Genomic DNA, 17,646 nt, shown 5'->3' with positions numbered 1-17,646 from the left:
CGCACCGTGAGCACGACCGTCACCCCCACCGACCCCGCGCCGCCCCGGTTCGACGAGCCCGCCGCACCGGGCCGCGACGAGCGCGCGCGTCGCGCGGCACGAGCCCAGGAGGCGCGGCTCGCCGCCCCCCGACGGCTCACGCCCGGGTCGGTGGGCGTGACGGTCGCGCTGGTCGCCGTCGTCGTGGTGCTCGCCCTCGTGGACGTCACGCAGGGCACCGCCGACGTCGGCGCCCGGCAGGTCTGGCAGGCGCTCACCGGCACCGCGACGGCCGGTGACTCGTCCGTGGTGGTCGCCTCGCGCCTCCCGCGGATGGTCGCCGGCCTGCTGGTCGGCGTCGCCCTCGGAGCCGCCGGCGCCGCCCTGCAGCACATGAGCCGCAACGTGCTCGCCTCGCCCGACACCCTCGCCGTCAACGCCGGCGCCTACGTCGCCCTCGCGATCGCCGCCGTCACCGGGCTCAGCCTGCCGTTGCTGGCCTCGTCCGGCGTCGCGTTCGTCGGCGGGCTGCTCGCCGCCGGGCTCGTGCTCGCCCTGTCGGGGCTCGGCGCCGGCACCGTGCGGCTCGTGCTCGCCGGCAGCGCCCTGGCCCTCGGCCTCGCCTCGGTGACGAGCGCCCTGCTGCTGCTCTTCCCGCAGCAGACCGCCGGCCTCTACGCCTGGGGCCAGGGCAGCATCTCGCAGAACGGCTTCGACGGCGTCGTGCAGCTCGGCCCGGTGATCGTCGTCGGGCTGCTCGTGCTGGTCGCCGTGAACGTCCGCGTCGACGCCCTCGCCCTCGGTGACGACGCCGCCCGCAGCGTCGGGGTCGACGTCCGCACCACCCGCGTGGTGACCGTGCTGGCCGCCGTGCTGCTCTCGGCCGCCGCCGTCACCCTCGCCGGGCCGATCGGCTTCGTCGGCCTCTGCGCCCCCGCACTCGTGCGGCTGCTGCGGCGGACCGTGCCCGCCGTCCGCCGGTTCGTCGTCTCGATGCCGCTCGCCGGTCTCGCCGGGGCCGCCCTCGTGCTGGGCGCTGACGTGCTGCTGCGCGCGCTCGTCGGCGCCGAGACGTCGGTGCAGGTGCCCACGGGCGTCGTGACCTCGCTGCTCGGCGCGGTGTTCTTGGTCGTGCTGGCGTTCCGTGCCCGCGACCACGGCGGCGTCAGCCCGACCGACCGGCACCCCGTGGTCTCGCGACTGCGCTTCGTGGTCGTCGTCGTGGTCGTGGTCGCCGTGCTCGTCGCCGTCGTGCTCGGCTCGGTGCTGCTCGGCGACGCCAAGCTGCTGCTCGGCGACGTCGCCAACTGGGTGACCGGCCGGTCGGGACGGGTCGTCAGCTACGTGCTCGACACCCGGGTGCCCCGGGTCGTGGCGGCCCTCGTCGCCGGAGCCGCCCTGGCCCTCGCCGGCACCCTCGTGCAGGCCGTGACCCGCAACCCGCTCGCCGAACCGGGCATCCTCGGCGTGACCGGCGGTGCCGGCCTCGGCGCCGTGCTGCTCGTCACCACCGTGCCGCTCGCCACCGGCTGGGGCATCGCCGGCGCCGCGTTCGTCGGGGCAGTCGCGGCGGCCGTGGTCGTGTTCGGCCTCGCCTCTCGAGGGGGGTTCCCGCAGAACCGGCTGGTGCTGATCGGCATCGGCGTCTCGACCGCGACGGCGGCGGCGATCAGCCTGCTGATCGTGCTGACCGACCCGTTCAACGGCGCGAAGGCACTCACCTGGCTGTCGGGGTCGACCTACGGTCGCACCCTGGACGACGCGGTGCCGGTGTCGCTGGCACTCGCGGCGGCGCTCGTCGTGGTCGTGCTGCAGCGTCGCCGCCTCGACCTGGTGGGGGTGGACGACGACACGCCGCGCCTCCTCGGGGTCTCGCTCTCGCGGTCGCGCCTGGTCTTCCTGTCGCTCGCGGTGCTGCTCACGGCGACGGCCGTGGCCGCCGTCGGGGTGGTCGGGTTCGTCGGGCTCGTCGCCCCGCACGCGGCCCGGTCGCTGGTCGGGCGGCGGCACGCCCGCGTGCTGCCCGTGGCCGTGCTGCTCGGCGCCGTGCTGGTCTGCTCCGCCGACGTGCTCGGCCGCACCGTGATCGCCCCGGCGCAGCTCGGCGCCGGCCTGCTGACGGCCGTCATCGGGACGCCGTACTTCGTCTGGCTGCTCTGGCGCGGGCGGGCCTCCGCGAGCTGACGCCCGCCCGCCGCCCGCCCGCCGCCCGCCCGCCCGCCGCCCGCCGCCCGCCCGCCGCCCGCCGCCCGCCGGTCGAGTGGTCCGAGATCGTCCTTCCCCCGTCCACGAAGGACGATCTCGGACCACTCGACCCGCGCCTCCTCGGCTCGAGAGGGCGGGAGGCGCGGGTCGGGTCCGTCGGACGGCGGACCCGGATCGGCGGCGAGGATGAGATCGGGGTGCCGCGGCCGCGACCGGCCCGCCGCGCATGCCAGGCTGATCGATCGGCGCCCGGTGCGGGCGGATCGGTTCGTCGAAAGGGGCGCGCGTGGATCGTCGGTCGTTCCTGTCGGTCTCGGGGGCGTCGCTCGCCCTCGCCCTCGCGGGGTGTGCGTCGGCACCCTACGAGCTGGTGCCGTCGGCCCGGGCGAGTGCCTCCGCGAGCCCGACCCGGGTGGCCAGGCCCACGCCGACCCCCACGCCGACCCCCACCCCGACGCCGACGGCTCCCTCGGTGGCGCGCGTGCCCGTCCCGGCCGGCACGTTGACCGGGTTGCCCGGCGACGGGAACCTGCTCGCCTGGACGGTCGACGACGGCGCCGACAGCGAGGTCGTGCGGCTCTACGCCGAGTTCGCGGCGGCGACGGGGACGAGGCTGACGTTCTTCGTGAACGGCTCGCAGCCCGCGTGGACCGACCACGCCGACCTGCTGCGCCCGCTCGTGGCGTCGGGCCAGGTGCAGCTGGCGAACCACACCTGGAGCCACCCCGCCCTCACGAAGTGCAGCGACGCCGAGATCGTCTCGCAGCTGCAGCGCGACCACGACTTCGTGCTGCAGACCTACGGGGTCGACATGCGCCCCTACTTCCGGCCCCCCTTCGGCTACCACGACGCCCGGGTCGACGCGGCGGCCGCGAGCATCGGCTACACGTCGCCCGTGCTCTGGTACGGCTCGCTGTCGGACTCGGGCCTGATCACACCCGAGCAGGTCGTGCAGTTCGCGACCGAGTGGTTCCTGCCGCAGCACATCGTCATCGGTCACGCGAACCATCTGCCGGTGACCACGGTCTTCGACCAGCTGACCACGCTGCTCGCCGAGCGGGGCCTGCAGACGGTCACCCTCGACGACGTCTTCACGACCTGACGGCGCAGCTGGTGCTCGTCGTGCCGGTCGAGTGGGCGGCAAGCGTCCTTCCCACCTCGACGAGGGGCCGTTCTTGCCCAGTCGACCCGCGCCTCCCGGGGTGGCGAGGTCAGGAGGCGCGGCGCAGCACTCGGAGCAGCACCAGCCCCGTGACGCCCCCGGCCAGGTACCCGAGCAGGTCGGTCGCGGCGAACGTCGTGCCGAGCATCCACGCCGCGGGCGGGAACGCCGCCGTCGCGGTGGCGGGCAGCCCGGTCAGCTGCAGCAGCTCGACGCCGACCGAGACCGCGGCCGCCGTCGTCGCGAGGGCGACCCCGGGCAGCCGCGGCGCGACGAGCGCCAGCAACAGGGCGAGCAACACGGTGTAGAGCGTCGAGCCGAGCAGGTCGCCCGCGAGACCGGGCACCAGCAGCTTCGCGGCGATGCCGAGCCCGACCGTCGCGAGGGCGGCCACGACGAGTCGAGCGGGCCGGCGCGGGTGCTCGCGCTGGGTTCGATCCGCGTCACCGCGGCCCCCCGAGCAGCCTGACATGTCGCAGAGGCTAGCGGGCGGGGTCGGGCACCGCCGGGTCACGGCCCCGGGCAAGAGCGAAGCCCACGACCGCAGCAACGGTCGTGGGCTTCGGTTGTCCTCCGAGTGGAAGACCAGGGATGCAAACCCATCCCCGAGTCGAGAACTCGGTTCAATGTTAGTTCAGCCCCGGCCGGACTCCATCCCTGGCACCTTCCGCTCCTCGTGTCCGCCGGCGCGCACACCAGGAGGTGATCCTCATGTCGAAAGACATCGAGGGCCAGCCCAGGAAGACCGTGCCGTGGCTGCAGATCGCGACGTCGTTCGTGACTTTGACGCGGCTCGCGCTCGACCTGTGGCGCAAGGGCTAGGAAAGGGCACCCCCGTGACCCTGCGTCACGGGGGCGTTCCCGGCCGACGCGACCCGCGCCTCCTGGGTTCGGGTCTCAGGAGGTGCGGGTCGCGTCGAGCGGGTCAGGCCGCGTCGACGACGCGCGAGACGTTGGCCCCGACTCGCTCGCCGGCGACGGCACCCGACAGCCCGGCGCTCGCCAGGAAGCGGTCGGCGGTGCGGAGGCCGAGGGCCATGATCGTGAGGGCCGGGTTGGCCACGACGGCGCTCGGGAAGACCGAGTTGTCTGCGATCCAGAGGTTCGGCACGTCGAAGCTGCGCCCGTCGGGGTCGACCACGGCCGTCGCGGGGTCGGTGCCCATGCGGCAGGTGCCGATCGTGTGGGCGGTGCGGGCCAGGACGCGGATGTCGCGTCCGCCGGCCGCCTCGACGATGGCCGTCATGGTCTCGACGGCGTGGTCGTCGATCGCCTTCTCGTTCTCGCCGGGCGTGAACGTGACGACGACCTTGGGCATGCCGTTCTCGTCGAGCTCGTCGGACAGCGTGAGCCGGTTCTCTTCGCTCGGCAGGCATTCGGCGTTGATGCCGACGCCGGCCATGAAGCGGTAGTCGTCGAGGGCCTTCACCAGTTCGGGGCCCCAGAGGCCGGCACCGCGGGCGAGGGTCGTCGCCAGCGTCAGCGGCATCGCGCCGAGGCTCTGGATGAGGTAGCCGCCGACGAAGTCGACGCCGTCGGGGCGCATGGTGTCTTCGGTGATGATCGACGACGGGTAGCCGCGGTAGCCGCGCATCTCGGTGTCGAAGGTGCCCCAGACCTGGGTGGCGCCGTGGGCCATGAAGTTGCGGCCGACCTGGTCGCTGCTGTTGGCGATGCCGGCGTGCAGCAGCAGGCGCGGCGTCTCGACGCCGCCCGCGCAGAGGAACAGCGCGGCCGTGCGCTGACGGTGCTCGACGCCGTCGCGGACGTAGACGACGGCCGAGACCTCGCCGGCCTCGTCGAGCTCGATGCCCGTGACCATCGACTCGGGGCGGATCTCGGCCCCGTTCGCGACGGCCATCGGCAGGTAGCTGGTGTCCATGCTGACCTTGGCGCCACTGCGGCAGCCCTGGTGGCAGCTGCCGCAACCGACGCAGGCGGGGCGGGTGCCGACGTGCTCTTGACGCCAGTCTCGGCTGACGAGCGCGGCCGGGGCGTCGGTCGCCCGGATGCCGACGGCCTCGCAGCCGCGGATCATCATGTCGCTCGACGCGTTGCGTGCGGGCGGCGGCATCAGGTACGAGCGCTGAGGGTCCCACGGGTAGTCGGCCGGGCCCGAGACGCCGACGAAGTGCTCGACCTCTTCGATGTACCCGATCAGCTCGGCGTGGGCGACGGGCCAGTCCTCGCCCTTGCCGGTGAGGGTCTTGAGCTTCAGGTCGCGCTCGTCGGGGCGCGGGGTGAACGCACCCCAGTGCAGGGTCGAACCGCCGACGCCCTTGCCGCTGTTGTTCTGGCCGAACGCGGTCGGGGTCTCACCGCCGCTCAGGCGTTCGTCCATCCAGTTGATCTTGACGGCCTCGATCTCGTCTTGCGTGTACTCGTCGGGCTCGAAGTTCGGGCCGGCCTCGAGGGCGACGACCTTGAGCCCCTGCAGGGCGAGCTTCGCGAGGATCGGGGCGCCACCGGCACCGGTGCCGATCACGACCGCGTCGACGACCTCGGACTCGTCGTAGGTGCGTTGCGCGTCGAGCTTCATCGGGTGACCTCCATGGCTGGTTCCCAGCCCTCTCGTTGGCCGGCACCGAGCCGGCTGAAACCTTGCAGGGCGCGACCGGCACGGCCGTTCGCGAAACCGTCGAAGCCGATGCGCTCCATGGTCGCCGGGTGGGCGAGCCAGGCCTTGACCAGATCGACGCGGCAGTCCTCGAACCAGGCGGTGAGCTGCTCGACCGAGAACGGGTGGGCCTCGGCGTCGCTGGGGCGGTCGGTGTCGCCGGACGTGCCACCGGTGAGGCCCGCGTCGCCCTGGTCGCCCCCGTGGTGCGAGTCGCCGCCACCGCTGTCGCCGACCGTCTCGAGGGTGTCGTCGGGGTCGCCCGCGACGATCGCGGCGAGACGCTCGTCTTGCTGCTCGGGCGCGAGGCCGGTGAAGTCGGCGAGGGCGTCGAGGCCGAGCGCGTAGGCCTCGGGGTCGCTCGGCAGGTCGGCGTTACGCCAGCCGTCGCCTTGGCCGGCGGCGAGCTGGGCGTCCACGCGGGCGGCGAGGTCGACGGCGTGGTCGGGGTCGTCTTGCGGCACCACGCGGGCGGCGACCGCCCGCAGGGTGGTCAGTTGCGCCTCGGTCAGCACCTGCGGCACGTAGCGCGGGTCGTCGGCCACCGCTCGCTTCGCGAGGATGCCGCGCGTGTTCGAGGCCGTCCGGCTCGACGCGATGACCCGCGCGAAGTCGTCCGACATCACGGGTGCCCGGCCGGCGTCGTCACGCCAGAACGTGGTGATCGCCTCGGCGACCTCGGTCGGGCGCTCGAGCGGCAGCAGGTGGCCGGCCCCGTCGAGGGTCAGGTGCGTGGCGCGCGGGTACACGGCCCCGTTGAGGCGGCGTTGGGCGTCTTCGCCGAGGGGTCCGTCGGCACCGCCGGCGACGATCAGGGCGGGCAGGTCGAGCGTGCCGACCTCGGCCGACCAGTCCTCTCGGCTGCCGCGGTCGAACCAGGCCGTCCACGCCTCGGGGGAGGTTCGGTGCAGGTCGGCGAGGGCCCGGTCGTCGAGCGGCGTCGGCAGCGGGGCGCCGACGTTGTCGTCGACGAACCCGCGGGCCGTGTCGGCGTCGAGCGGGCCGTCGGCGGCCGCCGCGATCATCTGCTGGCGGTTCTCGTCGTCCATCGGCTCGGGCGACGGAGGCGACGCCGCGAGCAGCACGACGCCGGCCAGGCCGAAGAGGCCGCCCTGCCCCGCGAGCGTGCGGGCCGCGACGATCGAGGCGATCTTGCCGCCCATGCTGTGGCCGACGAGCAGCCAGCGGGTGGCACCGTGCCGTCGGATCTGACGGGTGACCTGACGCACCATGTCGTCGACGGTCACGCCGTCGACGGTCGTGGCGTCGCCGAAGCCCGGCATGTCGAGCGCGACGACCTCGAAGTCGTCGCCGAGCGCGTCCGTCACGGGGCCGTACTCGAGGCGGCTCATGCCGAGCGCGTGCAGGCAGAAGAGGGTGGGGCGTGTGGTGGTCGTGTCGCTGGTCACTCGGACTCCTCGGAGAAGACGGGGGCCGGGCGACGTCCCCCGTCGCACCGGCGACCTCGACGCTACGTCCGGCCACCGACATCGGGCCAGATGAGGGCGGGCGGACCGTGCCGGTGGTACGACTGACTGCCCGTCGCCGGGGCCCGGACGCTGGGAGGCGTACCCCGCCGACCCGCGCCTCCTCGCGTCGGCGTCGGTCGAGTGGTCGCAGATCGTGGTCCGGGCGCCTCGGGAGGACGATCCGCGACCACTCGACGGCACCGAGCGGGGACCGGGGAGGCGCGGGCAGGGGATGCTCAGCGGTCGCGCCTTGTGCGCACCCCGCCCGCCCGGGAGGATGGGCGGATGGAAACCGTCATCATCGCCCTCATGGTCATCGGGTCGATCGTCGTCATCTTCGGCATCGTCTTCTTCTTGGTCGCGGCGGTGCTCCCCTCGCGCCCGCCGCGTGCCGACCGTCGCGGTCGCGGCGGACGCCCCGCCGCCCGCACCCGCTAGGGGCTCCGGGTCGCGCGCATGCACGATCGCGTCGAGTTGCCCCTGACCGACCGAGAGCGGTTCGTCTTCTCGTACGGCATCGGGCAGTGGGGCGGCCCGACCCGGCCGGACGATCGGCTGGCCCGTTACTTCGGATTCGTCGTCGTCGCAGAATTCGACGAGGCCTGCGAGCGGCTCTGGGCCGAGGTCGGTCACGGCGGACCGATGACGCTCGCGGACTGGCACCTCGCTCTCGACCTCTTCGCCGTCGTCTTCGCCAGCGACTCGGTCGGGGCCTCCTCCGACTGGGACGCCGTGGCGCCGTACACGCGAATCGAGACGGTCGAGACCCTCCGGGCGATCCGCGTGAAGCTCGTCGCGCTGCAGCCGTCACGGCCGCTGGTCGGTGACGTCGGCCGTCGGCCGGTCGTCACCACGCAGCCACACGACGTCGACGACCCGCGAGCCCAGGACGAGCTCCTCCGCGCTGGTGTGGCGTTCTGGGCGACGACGCCCACGGCACGACGTTCCGACGCGATCTTCTTCGGCTTCGACGACGTGGAGGCGCTGCGGGACGAGGCCAGGCGCGTCACCGCCCTGCCCAGCCTCGTCCCACGCGGCCGGCCGGTCTCGCCCGAGGACGAATGGGCGCTCGTCGCCACGGAGTTCGCCGTCATCCGCGACCGGCTCGACTCGTCGGCCCACGGTGCGGCCTCGTCGACGGAGACCGACGAGGCCACCGTCCGTGCCCTTCTGCGGGTTCGGGCTGCACATGCCGCGGCCCGTCCTGCTCGAACGGCCGGGGTCCGTCCACCCGAGGCGAAGGCACACACGGCGCTCGCGGTCCACCTGCAGCGCTGCGCCGCGCAGCTCGTGACCCGCAACCAGCTCCGCGACCGGTTCGACCTGGCGCGGACGGTCACGCACACGGCCGACTTCCCGCGCCGGGCGGCCGCCGAACGGGCGGCCGACGAGCTGCGCACGTCAGGCTACGCCGTGACGGTCACCCGTCGCGGCCTGCTCGGCGCCTCACTCGAGGCCGGTCGTGAGGACGCGCTCGACGACGATCGCGCCGTCACCTTCACCCGCGAGGTCTTCGACGTCGTGCAGCGGGCCGGCGGCCGGTACGACGGCTGGAGCGCCGAGGTCATCGCCGAAGCGCAGGCCTGAGCTGCGCGCTCGGCGCCGCCGCGGGAAGGTCGCACCACGGTGGTGTCGTCGAACCACCCCGGAGCGTGGTTCGACGACGCGACGGTGGTGCGACCTCGCGCCGGGCGTCGGGCGTAGGGCACGACCACCCCGGGCCTGAGCGGCGGCGCGGCACGACCACCCCCGGCCTCAGCGGCGGCGCGGCACGACCATCGGCGACCCCGTCACCGGGTCGGGCACGACGACGCAGGGCAGGTCGAACACGTCGGTGACGAGCTGCTCGGTCAGCACCTCGGCCGGGGTGCCCGTCGCCACGACGTCACCGTCGGCCATGACGATCAGGTCGGTCGCGTACCGCGCGGCCTGGTTGAGGTCGTGCAGCACCGCCACGACCGTCGTGCCCTGGCCGTGCAACCGCGCGAACAGGTCGAGCAGGTCGTACTGGTGCGCGACGTCGAGGTAGGTCGTCGGCTCGTCGAGCAGCAGCACCGGCGTCTGCTGTGCGAGCGCCATCGCCACCCAGACGCGCTGCCGCTGCCCGCCCGACAGCTCGTCGACCGGCACGTCGACCAGCTCGGTCAGGTCGGTCTCGACCAGGGCGGCGTCCACGGCCTCGCGGTCGTTCGCGGTCCACTGCCGGAACAGCCCCTGGTGCGGGTAGCGGCCGCGCGCCACGAGCTCGGCGACCGTGATGCCGTCGGGAGCGGTCGAGGTCTGGGGCAGCAGGCCCACGATGCGCGCCGCCTCCTTCGCCGGCACGCCCGCGAGCTCGCGACCGTCGAGCAGCACCGACCCCGACCGGGGCTTCAGGAGGCGCGCGAAGGCCCTCAGCAGCGTCGACTTGCCACAGGCGTTCGGCCCGACGATCACCGTGAACGACCCGTCGCGGACGTCGGCGTCGACGGCCTCGCTGACCGTGCGACGGTCGTAGGCGAGGTGCGCCTGCCGCGCCACCAGGCGGGAGGCGCGGGCCCCGTCGGAGGCGCGGGTCGCGTCGGAGGCGCGCGCCCCGTCGGAGGCGCGGGCCCCCTCGGACGCGCGGGCAGCGACGCCCACAGGGGCCGCCTCCGGCGCGGGCGGGCGGGTGGCGTCGGCGTTCACGCGGACCTCCGGGATTCCGAGACGAGCAGCGTGATCAGGTAGACCCCGCCGATCACGAGCGTGACGAGGCCGACCGGCACGGGGTTGGCGGCCACGTGCTGGGCGATCAGGTCGGCGACGAGCAGCAGCACCGCGCCGACGAGCCCGCCGCCGACGAGCGGCACCCCGGCCGAGCGCACGAGGCGCCGGGCGAGCTGCGGCGCGGCGAGGGCGACGAAGGCGATCGGCCCGGTGCTGGCGGTCACCACGGCGGTCAGCGCGACGCCGACCACGACGAGCGCCAGCCGCGACCCCTCGGTGCGCAGCCCGTGCGACCGGGCGGTGTCGTCGCCGAGCTCGAGCTGTCGCAGCGGTCGTGACAGCGCCATGACGAGCGGGGTCAGCACGACGAGCAGCACGAGGGCGGGCACGAGCTGCTGCCAGCCGACGAGGGCCAGCGAGCCCGCACCCCAGAACGACGCGGTCAGGGCGACCTCGGTCTGGGCGCGCAGCAGCAGCCAGCTGTTGACCGAGTGCAGCAGGGCCGTGACGCCGATGCCCACGATGATCAGCCGCAGCCCCTGCACGCCACGGCGGTAGGCCAGCAGGTAGACGACCAGCGCGGTCGCCAGCCCGCCGACCAGGGCTCCGGCCGCGGTGCCGACCGTCGACGCGGCACCCGACACGATGACCACGATCGCCCCCGTGTAGGCCCCGGTCGAGAAGCCGATCACGTCGGGAGAACCCAGCGGGTTGCGGGTCAACGACTGGAAGATCGCCCCCGAGACTCCGAGGGCGGCGCCGAAGACGAGGGCCGCGAGCACGCGCGGCAGCCGCCAGTTCAGCACGATGGTCGAGGCGAACCCGTCGCCGCCGAACAGGGCCCGCACGACCTGGGGCGGGCTGAGCGGGTAGTCGCCGATGCCGAGGGCGACGATCGCGACGACGACGGCCACGACGACCAGCACGAGCGTCGCGGTGCGGCGCCGACCGCCGGTCGAGCGCCACGAGCGCAGGAGGCGCGGGCCGACACCCGGCGCCGCGGCCGTCGAGCGCGTGCCCGGCCCGGTCCGCGTGCCCGGCCCCGGGGGCGTGCCCGGCCCGCCCGTCCGTGTGCCCGGCCCCGTCGCCCGCGTCATGCGCCGCCCACCCGTCGGCGGCGGGCGATCGCGATGAGCACGGGTGCCCCGATCGCGGCCGTCACGAGCCCCGCGGCCAGCTCGCCCGGGGGAGCCACGACCCGGCCCAGCACGTCCGCGAGCAGCAGCAGCACCGGCCCGAGCACGGCCGACAGGCCGGTGATCCACGGCTGGCTGGGGCCGACCACGCCGCGGGCGGCGTGCGCGACCATGAGCCCCACGAACGCGACGGGCCCGACCACCGCGGTCGCGCCTCCGGCCAGCAGGGTGACGACGACCAGCGAGACGACCCGCACGGCGGGCACCGAGACGCCGACCGACGCGGCGTGCTCGTCGCCGAGGGCGACGGCGTCGAGGGGCCGCGAGGCGATCAGCGCGACGACGACGCCGGCCGCGACGAAGGGCAGCACGGTCAGCACGGGCTCCCAGCCGCGGTCGGCGAGAGAGCCGACCTCCCACGCGCGCACCGCGTCGAAGCGGCGGGGGTCGGCCAGCACGATCGACGACGTGATGCCCGCGAGCACCGACCCGAGCGCGAGGCCGGCGAGGGTCAGGCGGGCGGGACCACCGCCTCCTCGTCCGGCGCCGCCGATCAGGGCGACCGCCACGGTCGCGAGGCCCGCGCCGACGAACGAGAACCAGACCCAGCCGCTCGCCGAGGTGACCCCGGCGAAGCCGACCGCGAGGGCGACGGCGAAGGCACTGCCCGAGGTCACGCCGAGGATGCCCGGGTCGGCGAGCGGGTTGCGGGTCACGGCCTGCACGACGGCGCCGGCGACCCCGAGCCCGGCACCGGCCACGATCGCGGCGACGGTGCGCGGCAGGCGCAGGTCGAGCACGGCGGTGGCGTCGGCCGTGTCGCGGCTCGCGGCACCGGTGAGGATGCGCAGCACGTCGTCGAAGGCGACCGGCCGTGCGCCGACGGCGAGGCCCAACACGACGGCGAGGGCCAGCAGGGCCAGGGCGGCCACGAGGGCGAGGAGGCGCGTGCGGGTGCGCCGGGAGCCTCGCGTCGGTCGCGGGGCACGGCCGACCGTGAGCGCTCGGGGCATCGCCATGATGATTAGCTTAGGCTACCCTCACTTGGAGTCGTGCCGGTGGTCACCGGCATCGCCTCCAGCACATCACCTTCCGCCCGACACACGTCACAGCACCGACGTCACAGCCCTGAGGAACACATGCGCAAGACACTCTCGATCGCCGCCACCGTCGCGGTCGCCACCCTCGCCCTGGCCGGCTGCTCGGCCGGCTCCGACTCCGGCTCCGACGACGCCTCGGGGGGTGCCTCGGGCGGGTCGGGCGCCTTCCCGGTGTCGATCGACACGAAGTTCGGCGAGGTGACCATCGACCAGAAGCCCACGCGCGTCGTCGCGCTCGGCTGGGGCGACGCCGAGGCGGCGCTGGCCCTGGGCGTCCAGCCCGTCGGGGCCTCGGACTGGCTGGCGTTCGGCGACGCGGCCGACGGCGTCGGCCCGTGGGCGCAGGGCCTCTACGACCAGGCCCCCGAGATCATCGGCACCCTCGAGCCCTCGTACGAGGCGATCGCCGCCCTCGAGCCCGACGTGATCCTCGACACGAAGAGCTCTGGCGACCAGGACCGCTACGACCGCCTGTCGAGCATCGCCCCGACCGTGGGCGTGCCCGAGGGCGGCGACAGCTACCTGACCGACTTCGACGACCAGATGGAGCTCGTGTCGAAGGCGCTCGGCGAAGAGGCGAAGGGCGAGCAACTCGTCGACGAGAACGAGGAGGCCGTCGAGGCCGTCGCCGCCGCCCACCCCGAGTGGGAGGGCAAGACGATCACCGCCGCGACGAAGACCAGCGAGGGCTGGGGCGCCTACGTCGAGGACAGCGAGCGCGTCGAGCAGCTCGAGGCGCTCGGCTTCGAGCAGAACCCCGCCATCGCGGCGCTGGCCCCGAACGCCGGCGGCTTCTCGGTCTCGATCTCGAGCGAGCAGCTCGACGAGATCGACGCCGACGTCATCGTGGCGTTCCCGATCTACATCGACACGACCGAGATCACCGACGACGCGCAGTGGAAGGCCCTGCCGGCCGTCCAGGAGGGCCACGCCGTCGTCATCGACGGCGACGTCGCCGCGGCGTATTCGCTCGGTTCGGCGCTGTCGCGGCAGTACGCGCTCGAGAAGCTGGTGCCGCTGCTCGAGGGCGCCACGAAGTAGTCGCGGCGCTCGCGGTCCGCACCCGGTGTGCGCCGGATCGCTGCAGAGGGTGAAAGATGTTCTGGTGACCCACGAGCTGCACGACCTGATGACCCCCGAGAAGAACGTCCAACGCATCATGTGGACCGGCACGATCTGGTTCGTCGCCGCGGTCGGCAGCGTGGCGGTGGCCCTGGGGTTGCTGCTGTCGACGGGCTGGCGCCCGGCCCTGTTGTCGGCCGGGCTCGCGACGCTGTTCTGGGTCGGTGCCGCGCTGGTCGCCCTGAGCGTCGGGCTGATCGGCTGGTCGGGCTGCCCCATCCTCGAGGTCGACGTGCCGACGGCCGACCGCAACAAGACCCGCACGATGCAGGCCGGCACGATGCTCTTCATCGTCGGCGGCGCGGCCGCGCTGCTCGCCGTGCTGCTCGGCCCCGCGAGCTGAGCGGGGGACGTGCTGCACGGCCCCGCGAGCTGAGCGGGGGACGCCTCCCCGCCGCCCGTCGCTAGGGTGGCGCGAATGAGCGAACAGCAGCACCCCGCCGCGGCCCCCGCGTGGGCGGGCCCCTCCTGGACCGAGCACGTCGTGTGGTGGCACGTGTACCCCCTCGGCTTCGTCGGGGCGGACACGACCGGCGCGGACCGCTCGCCGGCACCGCGCCTCCTCGACCTCGTCCCGTGGCTCGACCACCTGCTGGCGCTCGGCGCCAACGGCCTCGAACTCGGGCCGGTGTTCGCGTCGTCGACGCACGGCTACGACACGATCGACTGGTTCACGGTCGACCCGCGGCTCGGCACCGAGGCCGACCTCGTCACCCTGATCGAGGCCGCCCATGCCAAGGGCGTCAAGGTCATGCTCGACGGCGTCTTCAACCACGTCGGGCCCGAGTTCCCGGCGCTCGTCGAGGCCCGTCGCGACCCGTCGTCGGCGGCCGCGGGCCTGTTCCGACGCGAGGCCGACGGCAGCCTCGGCACCTTCGAAGGGCACGGCGGGCTCATCGCCCTCGACCACTCGTCGCCCGAGGTCGCCCGCACGGTGACCGACGTCCTGACGCACTGGGCGGACCGCGGCGCCGACGCCTGGCGCCTCGACGCCGCCTACTCGGTGCCGTCGGAGTTCTGGGCGACCGTGCTGCCGCCGCTCCGCGAACGGCACCCCGACGTCTACGTCGTCGGCGAGGTGCTGCACGGCGACTACGCGGCGGCCGTCCGTGACGGTGGCCTCGACTCCGTCACCCAGTACGAGCTCTGGCAGGGTGTCTGGCACGGCATCGCCGAGGTCAACCTGTTCGAGCTCGAGTGGGCGTTGCGCCGTCACGACGAGTTCTTGGACGAGTTCGTCCCGCTCACCTTCGTCGGCAACCACGACGTCACGCGCATCGCCACCCAGATCGACGACGAGCGCCACCACGACCACGCGATCGCCCTGCTCTTCGTGCTCGGCGGCACGCCCTCGGTCTACTACGGCGACGAGTTCGGACTGCGGGCCGTCAAGGAGGCGCGGGTCGGTGGCGACGACGCCGTGCGCCCCGCGTTCCCCTCGACGCCTGCCGAGGCCCCGGGTGCCGGCGTGCCCGGCGCCCTCCCCGACGTCCTCGCCCTGCACCAGCGCCTGATCGGCGTGCGGCGTAGGCACCCGTGGCTGCACACGGCCCGCAGCCGCACCGTGTCGGTCGCGAACGAGTCGCTCGTGCTCGAGCTGACCGGCGCGGGGCCCGGCGAGTCGCTGGTCGTCGCGCTCAACCTCGGCGACGACGAACTGCGCGTGGCCGACCCGGCCCCGGGCGAGTGGCTGGCGGGGCGCGACGCCGGTCTCGACGGCGACGTGCTGTCGGTCGGGCCGCACGGCTGGGCGGTGGTCGCGCGCGCCTGAGGCGGCCCGCGCCTCCCGGCCCGCGCCTCCCGGGCCTGCGTGGGCATCCCCTGAGAGTCGCGACGAGCCCGCCGCGGCCCTCGCTACCGTGCCACGCATGGTTAAGACACGAGAGCTTCTCATGACCTCGACCCTCGCCGTCGGTGCGCTGGTCGCCGCCACCGGGTGCACGTCCGACCCCGACGTCGCGGCCCCGACCGCCGTCGCGACGGGGACGCCGAGCGCGTCGATGGCGACCCCGACCGAGGCCTCCTCGGCCGACGCGTCTCCGGCCGACGCCGAACCGGCCTCGGCCGAGCAGGCCGTCGTCGCCCGCTACCTCGACGCGATCGCCGACGGCGACACGGCCGCCGCCTGGGCACTGCTCAGCCCCGAAGCGCAGCAGTTCTACGGCGCCGAACAGACCTACGCCTCGGTCTCGCCGACCGACGGCACGGTCACGGCCGACGAGGCGGACGTGCTGCGCGACGCCGAGCTCGTCTCGGCCGAGGGACCCGAGGGTGCCTTCACCCTGGTCGGCGCCACGACCGACGACCTCGCCGACGCCTGGGTCGTCCGCGAGACCGCCGACGGCCTCCGCGTCGACGACGCCGGCGTCCCGCCGACCGGCGACTCCCTCTACGAGTGGACGAACCCCGCCGCCGGTGCCGAGGACCAGACCGCAGGAGGCGCGGCGTACGACACCACGACCCCCGCGTCGATCTCGTTCGCCAGCCCGCTCAGCCAGGACCAGGCCGAGCCAAGCGTCGTCGGCTACCCCGACACGCTCTGGGCGTTCGTCGACGGGCGACAGCTCGGGTCGATCGACGCCGTGTCGGCCGGGTCGGGCAAGCGCTTCACGACCGAGGTCGGCGAGTCGAGCGGGGCCGGCCGGGGCCTCACGGTCGTCTGGCAGACCGGCGACGACTCGCTCGGCTGGCGCAGCAGCACCGTCGTGCTCTGACATCACCGAGGCTCGTGGTCGAGTGGTCCCGGATCGTCCTTCCGTCGCCGGTGGAAGACGATTCGGGACCACTCGACCGTCGGGGCTGGGGTTGAGGCTTGGGCCGGGGCTCGGGCTCGGGCAGGTCAGCGGCGGCGCAACAGGGCCATGGCCTCGAGGTGCGGCGTCTGCGGGAACATGTCGAACACCCGGGCGGCCACGACCTCGAACGAGGGCATGGCGTCGAGGTCGCTCGCCAGCGTCACGGGGTTGCAGCTCGAGTAGACGACGTGCTCGACGTCCGACGCCTCGAGCCACCCGGCCAGCGTCGCGCCGATGCCGCGCCGCGGCGGGTTGACGATCACCAGCTCCGGAGGCGCGGCGTCGGCAACCGAGGACGCGCTCGCCGACGACGCGCCCACCGAAGCACCCGACCCCGACGAGGTCGCGAACCGGGTCGCGTCGTCCGCCGCGAAGCGCACGTGCTCGAGCCCTGCGCGACGGGCGCTGCCCCGGGCGCTGGCCACCGCCTCCTCGCTGGTCTCGATGCCGACGACCTCGCGGTGCGCGTGTCGGCTCGTGCGCCCGGCGCCCGGGCGGGCGACGTGCAGGGCGAAGCCGCCGACGCCGCAGTAGAGGTCCCAGACGCGGGCGGGGTCGAGGTCGTCGACCCACCGGGCGGCCTGCTCGTAGAGGCCGGCGGCGATCTGGGTGTTGGTCTGGAAGAAGCTCTGCGGTCGCAGCTCGAGGTCGACCCCGCCGAGTCGCATGGTCAGCGTCTCGCGTTCGGTCAGCACGATCTCGTCGGCGCCCTCGAGGACGGCCTTGTGCTCGGGCAGCAGGTTGACCGAGACGACGGCGACCTGTGGCAGCTCGTCGAGCAGCCAGGGCAGCTCGGCGCGGAGCCGCGGCAGGGCCTGCTCGCTCCGCAGCACGAAGCGCACCATCAGCTCGCCCGACGGCGACTCGGTGACGTGGACGTACTTCGCCTCGCCGCGCCGCTTCGGCACGTCGTAGGGCAGGAGGCGCGCGCGAGTCACGAACGCCGCCAGCGTCGGCAGCACCGCCTGGATGCCCTCGGTGTGCAGGCCGCACCCGCGCAGGTCCACGCCCTGCCCGCGCCCGTCGAGGATGCCGAGCGTGGGCTCGTCGATCGTGCCGCCGACGACCATCTTCGCCTTGTTGCGGAACCCCGACTCGGGGCTGGTCAACGTCGGCAGCCAGGTCGCGGGGGCGTGGCGTGCGCCCAGCAGGTCGCGGACGCGCTCCTCCTTCTCGGCGACCTGCACCGGGTAGGGGCGGTCGAGGAGCGTGCACGACCGGCACAGCCCCGCGTCGAAGTAGTCGCACTGCATGGCGGGCCGAGTCTAGGCGAGGTGCGCCGGGTGGCGACCCGCGCCTCCTCGGTTCGATGGTCGACGGTGGGCCGGCGGCGGGCCGGCGGCGGGCCGGCGGCGGGCGGCGGCGGACGGTCG

At 74.2% G+C, this 17,646-nt stretch carries 15 protein-coding genes; 8 read left to right on the top strand and 7 right to left on the bottom strand.

Features of this window, described 5'->3' with window-relative positions; genetic code table 11:
• Positions 1 to 6 precede the first annotated feature (6 nt).
• The gene (locus ITJ55_RS13365) at positions 7 to 2,163 is read left to right on the top strand and encodes an iron ABC transporter permease (protein WP_194595838.1); all 2,157 of its coding nucleotides are present in this window, start codon (positions 7 to 9) and stop codon (positions 2,161 to 2,163) included.
• Between the two features lie 307 nt (positions 2,164 to 2,470).
• A complete protein-coding gene (locus tag ITJ55_RS13360) occupies positions 2,471 to 3,286 on the top strand; it encodes a polysaccharide deacetylase family protein (protein WP_194595837.1) in 816 nt (271 codons plus the stop codon).
• Between the two features lie 109 nt (positions 3,287 to 3,395).
• On the opposite strand, the gene ITJ55_RS13355 is transcribed toward ITJ55_RS13360, so the two are convergent.
• From ITJ55_RS13355 to ITJ55_RS13345, 3 genes are all read right to left on the bottom strand, one after another.
• The gene (locus ITJ55_RS13355; protein WP_194595836.1) at positions 3,396 to 3,818 is read right to left on the bottom strand and encodes a DUF2809 domain-containing protein; all 423 of its coding nucleotides are present in this window, start codon (positions 3,816 to 3,818) and stop codon (positions 3,396 to 3,398) included.
• A 453-nt stretch (positions 3,819 to 4,271) separates the two neighbouring features.
• Positions 4,272 to 5,885, bottom strand: coding sequence for a GMC family oxidoreductase (locus ITJ55_RS13350; protein WP_194595835.1), 1,614 nt, complete (start codon positions 5,883 to 5,885; stop codon positions 4,272 to 4,274).
• On the bottom strand, positions 5,882 to 7,372 hold the full coding sequence (locus ITJ55_RS13345; protein ID WP_194595834.1) for an alpha/beta hydrolase: 1,491 nt from the start codon (positions 7,370 to 7,372) through the stop codon (positions 5,882 to 5,884). Before ITJ55_RS13345 ends, ITJ55_RS13350 begins: the two co-directional genes overlap by 4 nt.
• Before the next feature lie 345 nt (positions 7,373 to 7,717).
• On the opposite strand from ITJ55_RS13345, the gene ITJ55_RS13340 reads away from it, so the two are divergent.
• Together ITJ55_RS13340 and ITJ55_RS13335 are read left to right on the top strand one after the other, a co-directional pair.
• On the top strand, positions 7,718 to 7,870 hold the full coding sequence (locus tag ITJ55_RS13340; RefSeq protein WP_194595833.1) for a hypothetical protein: 153 nt from the start codon (positions 7,718 to 7,720) through the stop codon (positions 7,868 to 7,870).
• A gap of 18 nt (positions 7,871 to 7,888) precedes the next feature.
• On the top strand, positions 7,889 to 9,019 hold the full coding sequence (locus tag ITJ55_RS13335) for a ribonuclease E inhibitor RraB (RefSeq protein WP_194595832.1): 1,131 nt from the start codon (positions 7,889 to 7,891) through the stop codon (positions 9,017 to 9,019).
• Positions 9,020 to 9,187: 168 nt separating this feature from the next.
• On the opposite strand, the gene ITJ55_RS13330 is transcribed toward ITJ55_RS13335, so the two are convergent.
• The 3 genes from ITJ55_RS13330 to ITJ55_RS13320 all read right to left on the bottom strand — a co-directional run bounded on the left by ITJ55_RS13330 (position 9,188) and on the right by ITJ55_RS13320 (position 12,275).
• A complete protein-coding gene (locus tag ITJ55_RS13330; RefSeq protein ID WP_228498622.1) occupies positions 9,188 to 9,955 on the bottom strand; it encodes an ABC transporter ATP-binding protein in 768 nt (255 codons plus the stop codon).
• 140 nt (positions 9,956 to 10,095) lie between these two features.
• On the bottom strand, positions 10,096 to 11,217 hold the full coding sequence (locus ITJ55_RS13325; protein WP_194595830.1) for an iron chelate uptake ABC transporter family permease subunit: 1,122 nt from the start codon (positions 11,215 to 11,217) through the stop codon (positions 10,096 to 10,098).
• Positions 11,214 to 12,275 (bottom strand): iron ABC transporter permease, encoded by a 1,062-nt coding sequence (locus tag ITJ55_RS13320; protein WP_194595829.1) that lies wholly within the window; start codon positions 12,273 to 12,275, stop codon positions 11,214 to 11,216. The genes ITJ55_RS13325 and ITJ55_RS13320 overlap by 4 nt, the downstream gene beginning before the upstream one ends.
• A 120-nt stretch (positions 12,276 to 12,395) precedes the next feature.
• On the opposite strand from ITJ55_RS13320, the gene ITJ55_RS13315 reads away from it, so the two are divergent.
• The 4 genes from ITJ55_RS13315 to ITJ55_RS13300 all read left to right on the top strand — a co-directional run bounded on the left by ITJ55_RS13315 (position 12,396) and on the right by ITJ55_RS13300 (position 16,192).
• Complete coding sequence (locus ITJ55_RS13315; RefSeq protein ID WP_056260417.1) at positions 12,396 to 13,397, top strand: iron-siderophore ABC transporter substrate-binding protein; 1,002 nt, start codon at positions 12,396 to 12,398, stop codon at positions 13,395 to 13,397.
• Positions 13,398 to 13,461: 64 nt separating this feature from the next.
• Complete coding sequence (locus ITJ55_RS13310; protein WP_157490182.1) at positions 13,462 to 13,821, top strand: hypothetical protein; 360 nt, start codon at positions 13,462 to 13,464, stop codon at positions 13,819 to 13,821.
• A gap of 75 nt (positions 13,822 to 13,896) precedes the next feature.
• Positions 13,897 to 15,249 (top strand): alpha-amylase family glycosyl hydrolase, encoded by a 1,353-nt coding sequence (locus ITJ55_RS13305; protein WP_194595828.1) that lies wholly within the window; start codon positions 13,897 to 13,899, stop codon positions 15,247 to 15,249.
• A gap of 97 nt (positions 15,250 to 15,346) precedes the next feature.
• On the top strand, positions 15,347 to 16,192 hold the full coding sequence (locus tag ITJ55_RS13300; RefSeq protein ID WP_194595827.1) for a hypothetical protein: 846 nt from the start codon (positions 15,347 to 15,349) through the stop codon (positions 16,190 to 16,192).
• Between the two features lie 125 nt (positions 16,193 to 16,317).
• Here ITJ55_RS13300 and rlmC read toward each other — a convergent pair whose 3' ends face one another.
• Complete coding sequence (rlmC, locus tag ITJ55_RS13295) at positions 16,318 to 17,526, bottom strand: 23S rRNA (uracil(747)-C(5))-methyltransferase RlmC (RefSeq protein WP_194595826.1); 1,209 nt, start codon at positions 17,524 to 17,526, stop codon at positions 16,318 to 16,320.
• Positions 17,527 to 17,646: the final 120 nt, after the last annotated feature.

This window comes from Frigoribacterium sp. VKM Ac-1396, assembly GCF_015350895.1.
Taxonomy (GTDB): domain Bacteria; phylum Actinomycetota; class Actinomycetes; order Actinomycetales; family Microbacteriaceae; genus Frigoribacterium.
This window is presented reverse-complemented; position numbering and strand designations above follow the sequence as displayed.